The organism is bacterium, from assembly GCA_040755795.1.
GTDB lineage: Bacteria > UBA9089 > CG2-30-40-21 > CG2-30-40-21 > SBAY01 > JBFLXS01.
Genome location: JBFLXS010000252.1, coordinates 1 through 5,869 on the forward strand (window position 1 = coordinate 1; position 5,869 = coordinate 5,869).

The window sequence follows — 5,869 nt, forward strand, 5'->3', positions numbered from 1 at the left end:
GACCACAAAACTCTGACCACGGCACAGTCCCCCGCCGTCAACTGCAACGCAGGGTTAGACAAAAGCTTTGATTCGCTGTCTTTTCCTTTTCCTCTGCCTCACCGAATTATTGTGCATTCCACATTCAAGGTCTGACCCCAAAACTCCTTTTTTTGCAGTTTATCTCTCTACCTTGTTTTGTAACATGTGTAGACCAAACCCCTTTCTTCCCCTTTTGTTGTCTTTCTTAAAAGCTTCATTCCCAAAAAGGAGAACATCCTGATCCATTGCTTTAAAGGATTCAGACTCTGCTATCTTGTCAATATTCTCCAGGTAAGTATCTCGAATCTTCTCATTCTGTTTGTCAGAGATACTTGCTTGAATATCCACGAGTCTCTGTGCCTTATCCATAAGGTAATCTCCAAATTCAGCTGGCAGGAGATAATCTCTGGGCCAGATAACCCCCCTATTTATGTGAACTTTCGTTCCCTCCCACTGCCTTGGTTGTGGCATTTCAATAAATCCAAGAATGATAAATCTACCCAATTTCGAAAATACGAAAGATTGCCTTTCGCTAATGACTACGTCAATATCTATAGTGCGAAGAATATACCGATTAATATTCGGAGGTATGTTTGGATAGTCGAACTGCTCAATCTTATCCAATGGTAGTATGTGCTGTTCGTAGTGCCCAGGATGTAGCCTACACCCCATCATGAACTTTTTCCATTCTGTCAACGCACTATTTGCACAATGAAGTTTGTGCGAGAAATGAGAAATTTCTTGCTTCTCAATAATGAAAAGAAGCACTCGCCAGGAGATTGACACACAAAACTTCAGGAGCCAAGACCCATATGTAATCTTTTTTCCTGTGTCATTATTTGCAGGATGAAAAATTGTATTAGCAAATTCTGTTTCCCAAGCATTCAACTGCGTTTCGCAATCCCGGCATAGCCAGTGCAGTTTATAACCATCCTGTACCCGTTTGTTAGGTTCTGTGCCGAAGCGTAAGTAACCTGTACCCGATGAGTTCTTAAGCCACTTATAGACGAAACGAGGAATAATATGGCTTTCCTGTAAAGCGGCTTTCTTATCACAAAGTCGGCATATCCCTTTCACAATTCCTTATCCCCCTTTCCGTTTCTTCTCCGAGTCCCATCTTCGCTGGTTCTGTCCGAGTTGCATCTTCTTCACTTCTTCTCTGAGCTGCTTCTTCTGCGGGCTAACGACTGAGCTCACCTGCCGCCAACAGGATGGGCACAAAACTTTGAAAGACTACTAACCTTTGATAGGGCACAAAACTTTGAAAAAACCGCTACACTGTTGGCGGTCAGGTGCAGCGATTTGTTAGGTGGCCATTTTTGTTTTATCTTCTAACATTATACCAGAATCTGTCGCAAAATTCCTTATTCGCTATCACCTTTTCTGGATGCCTTAAAAACCTTGGGAGAAATCTGAAATAATACCAATCGCCAAATTCATCAAAAGCTCTTGCTGAAGTAGTCACATAAGCATCAGTAATGACTTTAAATCTCTTCCTTTTTTGCTTACCAAATTTCTTAAGGTTCCACGCAAATATTGAATCCTCAGCACAATAAAGTGATTCATCGAACCCACCCATTTCTTCAAATGTCTTCTTTCCTGTAAATAGCATTCCAACCATAATACCAAATAGCCACATATAAGGAAATTTTGTTATGCAATATGTGCAAAAAATACCAAAAGAATTTCTCTCAAGCTTTACATCCGTTCCACCACCAATATATTTTCCACAGGACATTGCTTCATCAATCAGTGTAAACATATTAGGAGTTATGGTGCTATCGGCATCCAAAAAGGCAAGTATATCACCTTTGGCTACAGATACCCCTTTATTTCTTACCGAGGCAATCCGCCTTTCTTCTTCAAGAACAATCTTGGTTTTATAATCCAGAGCAATCTTTTCTGTATTATCAGTAGAACAGTTGTTGACCACTATAGTTTCAATCAAAGATGGCTTTCCATAATACTCCTTTGCTCTCTCAACTGATTCAAGGCACTTTCCAATAAATTTTTCTTCATTGTATGCAGGAATAATCAATGAGATTTTCGGCTTTTCCATATCAAATTCTTGACACCTAACGATAAAGTTCAGGTGCGGCGGGGAGAATTACCACAAAACTTTGTAAGTACGATTACCTATTGAAATACTACAAAACTCTCAATCACGGCACAGTCCCCCGCCGTCCGCTGCAACGATTTGTTAGACTTTTATTGGTTGCTGTCTCTCTTTATTCTGGCCACCTCATAAATAATCATTTAAAACCAAAACCTTTATTCCTTTTATCTTTTTGAGTTTTTTGTCATTAGTGAGAAATACATCGGCTCCAACATCAATAGCTGTAGAAAGCTGAATAGAATCTACTGTTTTGAGGTCTGGATATTGCCCTCTTAATCTCCCAGCTTTTTCAGCTATATCAGTAGAGATTTCTATCAAATTAAGATTTCTTCCATATTTGAGGAACTCAACAAATTTCTTTGCCAGTTTTTCATCTCCAACTTCAACTGGTTTAGATAGAACTTCAGTTAGGGTTATGACAGAAGAAAAAGCAACCAATCGTTCTGACAAAAAAGAGGTGACCACTTCTTTAACAAGTGGACCAAACTGCGAATGGGCTTCGATATAGTAGATAATAGGTGCTGTATCTATAAAAATAGTATTGATTTGTTCAAATTCATGCGAAATATTCATCATCGCTCCTCCCTCAAACGACTAACATACTCTTGAGCATCCTCACCTTTCCACAACCCTTTTCCAATTCCATAAAGTTTATTCCAGTTAAGTTCCTTTTTCATAGCAAGACCACTTTTTCTCAGCTGCTGAGCAAGTCTTATTACTAATGTTAACTGTTCCTGAGGTGTAAGTTTCCCTATTTCTTTTTCAATCCTTCCTAAGGCAATTTTCCTCTGCATATTTGCTCCTTTTTTACTATAATTTTGGCTTTTATTAGTCGCTGTCCCTCTCTATTTTCCCTCTTTATTTTATTTCTTCACCGCTTCCGTCTCGAACCTTTTCTTCATTGCTCCTCTTCCAAGCTGCTTCTTCACCACTTCCGTTTCGAGTCTGTTCCTTTGCGGCGGGCTAACGATAAAGTTCAGGTGCGGCGGGGAGAATTACCACAAAAGTTTGATAGCAAGATAAAACTTTGAGAGACCACAAAACTCTGACCACGGCACAGTCCCCCGCCGTCAACTGCAACGCAGGGTTAGACAAAAGATTTGATTCGCTGTCTTTTCCTTTTCCTCTGCCTCACCGAATTATTGTGCATTCCACATTCACGGTTTGCCCCTAAAATATCTCCTTTTTATTTTCTCACACAAAGCCACAAAGAACACAAAGGTTTATTGTTTTATTCAATTCCTTTGTGACTTTGTGTCTCTGTGTGATTATTTTTATTAGTCTAACGATTGAGCTCACCTGCCCGAAACCGCGCCAGCGGTTGAGGGTCAGGTGCAGCGATGGGTTAGACAATTAATAGAACCATATTTACTCTCTAATTAAATACTTGTATTTCAAAGTATCAGAATGTTTAAGTACTATAGTATATCTTCAAATTTAAATTTATCGATCAAAAATAATCTCAATTCTTCCCCTAATTCTTCAATTTGTGTCAGTACTGTCTCTGCTTCCCGGATATGATCTGAAGTAGCAAATATCCTTACAGGTATCTCTTGTATATCTTTGTCTTCCATTCGACGAAAGAAAAAGTAATTAGTCGTTGGTATACGCATAAGATCCATTGGCTGTCCCATTTCTAGTAACGCTATATCTTCCCAACTACGGCTGGATTCAATCTTATTTTGGTCTAATCGAGATAAAAAGTCTTTTCTGTCCGTATCAGAAAGTTCCTTGCTTGTAACAAGTTGGGATATAAAGAACCCGATTTGTTCACATTTTGGATGAAATAGGCCTTTAAGATTCCTGAATTTAGGTAAGTGAAGCTTCAGGAGAGATACAATATTCTTATCGTTAAGGTCGTCAATTATATTCTGTAAAGCTCTTTGTTGTGCCATTAATTTGCCAAACGCAACGTTTCGAACCACGGTAGTGTCTCCTTTTAGAAAAGATAAGATATCTTTTCCTCTCTCAATAATCCTTTCAATGTCCAAATAAATTTTTAACAGTTGTTTGGCAACTTTCTGACGTTTCTTTTCCAAAGTTCTTGTCCCTTTTACAGCATTTATTATAAGCTCTACTCCTTTAAAAACCTCGGTTAACATTATCCACCTCCTCAAAAACATTAATCCAAAAAGTGCTAAATATTTGTATCAACCATTTCATACAACTTGTTATATCTGAAGTTTATAGGAGGTCGCTTATGCCTCCTATCTCTACCTTACATTTGCAATTTACTTACAGATGTTGTCTAACGATTGAGCTCAGCTGCGGCGGGGGGAATTAGCACTAAACTTTGTAAGCAAAATAAAACTTTGTTAAACCAAAAAACTTTCATAATCACGTCCCAGCCCCCGCCGTCAGCTGCAGCGATTTGTTAGAAAAAAACTCCACTCCGCCGTCTTTTTTCTTTTCTTCTGGCTTGCTAAACTATCTCATTTCAGTAAGCTCAATAAGTGAATTCAATAATCAAGGTTTGACCCCAATACCTCCAATACCTCCCCTTCTATGTCTTACAACGTTGAAGCTATGGATAAATGGAACCCCTTTCTTAATTCAGACAAGTGATACTCTACAACGAATCTTTTGTTGTCAGAAAAATATCTTCTCTTGCGATCTATCATCGTTTCTATAATCTCCCTTAAACTCTCAGTATCGGAAAACGACAAATTAGCAATAATTTCGTTAAGCATATCTTTCCGTTTATGTTCTGGAAGCAAAGCGGCATTCCAAGCCACAACTGCTAATGATATCAACTTGTTGTAGTCTTCATAAGTATTAACAAATTCAATGTATGGCTCTACAAAGTTCTCTATCTCTTCAGACATTTTTACTTCACGGCTCGGTTGAAAAACAACTTTTTTCCCTTCAAGTAAATCTTTTTCTTTTAACTTGTCTATAAGACTTCCATATTTACTTTGGCACTTTTTTCTTTTTTTCTTGGTCTTTCTTTTTGCTGCCATTGATTAGTTCTCCACGGATAGGACAGTTTTCGTAATTATTGAATCTCTTATCGTCAATCAGCTAATGTTTCGTCTGGTTCATTTTGTTTGTTTGCTGTAATCATCTATTTCTGGAGACCGAGCCCCATCTTCTTCGGAGTTCCATCTTCACCACTTTTCGTCCGAGTTGCTTTTTCTACCACTTCTTCTGTGGGCTAACGATAAAATAACCTGCTTTGTCAGGTTCATTGTTTTGTTAGCAATTCATTTCTTTGTCACTTCCTCTCTCCATACTACTTCTTCGCTGCTTCTGCTCCAAGCCACTTCCTTACCACTCCTGCTCCGAATCTGGTTCTTCTCTGCTCCTCTTCCAAGCCACTTCTTCGCTATTTCTGCTCCAGAATACTTCTTCATCACTTCCGTTCCGAGTCCATTTCTTCGCTGATGCTCCACTCTACTTCTTCGCCACTTCCTCTCCGAACCGCTTCTTCATTGCTCCTGTTCCAAGCTACTTCTTCGTCACTCCCGTTCCGAGTCTGTTTCTTCGCAGCGGGCTAACATTTAATAGACGAAATTCGTTTTTGCTTACTAAAAGATTTATTCTATGATATAGATATTACACCTTTTTAATATTGTTGTCAAGAAAAATCTCAAGAAAAATCTCTTCCCAACTTCATGAAAAAATCGCTAATTCAGGATATTTTTCACTGTCTCTAAAAATATAAGTCCTGTTATATCAGCAACTTGCACATTTTGGATTCGTCAAAATCGGTTTGTAGTGCCAAAATCTTAT

General features: G+C 38.6%; 7 protein-coding genes. All 7 read right to left on the minus strand.

The genetic code is table 11. The features are described from left to right. Positions 1-159: 159 nt before the first annotated feature. Positions 160-717 carry a hypothetical protein gene (locus AB1414_14010; GenBank protein ID MEW6608536.1) on the minus strand — a complete coding sequence of 186 codons (558 nt, stop codon included), beginning with the start codon at positions 715-717 and terminating at the stop codon, positions 160-162. Between the two features lie 628 nt (positions 718-1,345). Continuing rightward, positions 1,346-2,080 (minus strand): glycosyltransferase, encoded by a 735-nt coding sequence (locus AB1414_14015; GenBank protein ID MEW6608537.1) that lies wholly within the window; start codon positions 2,078-2,080, stop codon positions 1,346-1,348. 183 nt (positions 2,081-2,263) lie between these two features. Then, entirely contained in the window at positions 2,264-2,713 is a 450-nt protein-coding gene (locus tag AB1414_14020) for a PIN domain-containing protein (GenBank protein ID MEW6608538.1), read from the minus strand. Continuing rightward, positions 2,710-2,931, minus strand: a complete 222-nt coding sequence (locus tag AB1414_14025; protein ID MEW6608539.1) for a hypothetical protein — start codon at positions 2,929-2,931, stop codon at positions 2,710-2,712. The genes AB1414_14020 and AB1414_14025 overlap by 4 nt, the downstream gene beginning before the upstream one ends. Positions 2,932-3,555: 624 nt before the next feature. Beyond that, positions 3,556-4,239 carry a hypothetical protein gene (locus AB1414_14030; GenBank protein ID MEW6608540.1) on the minus strand — a complete coding sequence of 228 codons (684 nt, stop codon included), beginning with the start codon at positions 4,237-4,239 and terminating at the stop codon, positions 3,556-3,558. A gap of 408 nt (positions 4,240-4,647) precedes the next feature. Further along, positions 4,648-5,097 carry a hypothetical protein gene (locus AB1414_14035; GenBank protein MEW6608541.1) on the minus strand — a complete coding sequence of 150 codons (450 nt, stop codon included), beginning with the start codon at positions 5,095-5,097 and terminating at the stop codon, positions 4,648-4,650. 243 nt (positions 5,098-5,340) lie between these two features. Then, on the minus strand, positions 5,341-5,490 hold the full coding sequence (locus tag AB1414_14040; GenBank protein ID MEW6608542.1) for a hypothetical protein: 150 nt from the start codon (positions 5,488-5,490) through the stop codon (positions 5,341-5,343). Between the last annotated feature and the right edge of the window lie 379 nt (positions 5,491-5,869).

Excerpts from the sequence above, each read along its gene's own strand:
- AB1414_14040 (MEW6608542.1), bottom strand. The coding sequence starts at position 5,490 with ATGAAGAAGTATTCTGGAGCAGAAATAGCGAAGAAGTGGCTTGGAAGA.
- AB1414_14015 (MEW6608537.1), bottom strand. The coding sequence starts at position 2,080 with ATGGAAAAGCCGAAAATCTCATTGATTATTCCTGCATACAATGAAGAA.
- AB1414_14025 (MEW6608539.1), bottom strand. The coding sequence starts at position 2,931 with ATGCAGAGGAAAATTGCCTTAGGAAGGATTGAAAAAGAAATAGGGAAA.
- AB1414_14035 (MEW6608541.1), bottom strand. The coding sequence starts at position 5,097 with ATGGCAGCAAAAAGAAAGACCAAGAAAAAAAGAAAAAAGTGCCAAAGT.
- AB1414_14020 (MEW6608538.1), bottom strand. The coding sequence starts at position 2,713 with ATGATGAATATTTCGCATGAATTTGAACAAATCAATACTATTTTTATA.
- AB1414_14030 (MEW6608540.1), bottom strand. The coding sequence starts at position 4,239 with ATGTTAACCGAGGTTTTTAAAGGAGTAGAGCTTATAATAAATGCTGTA.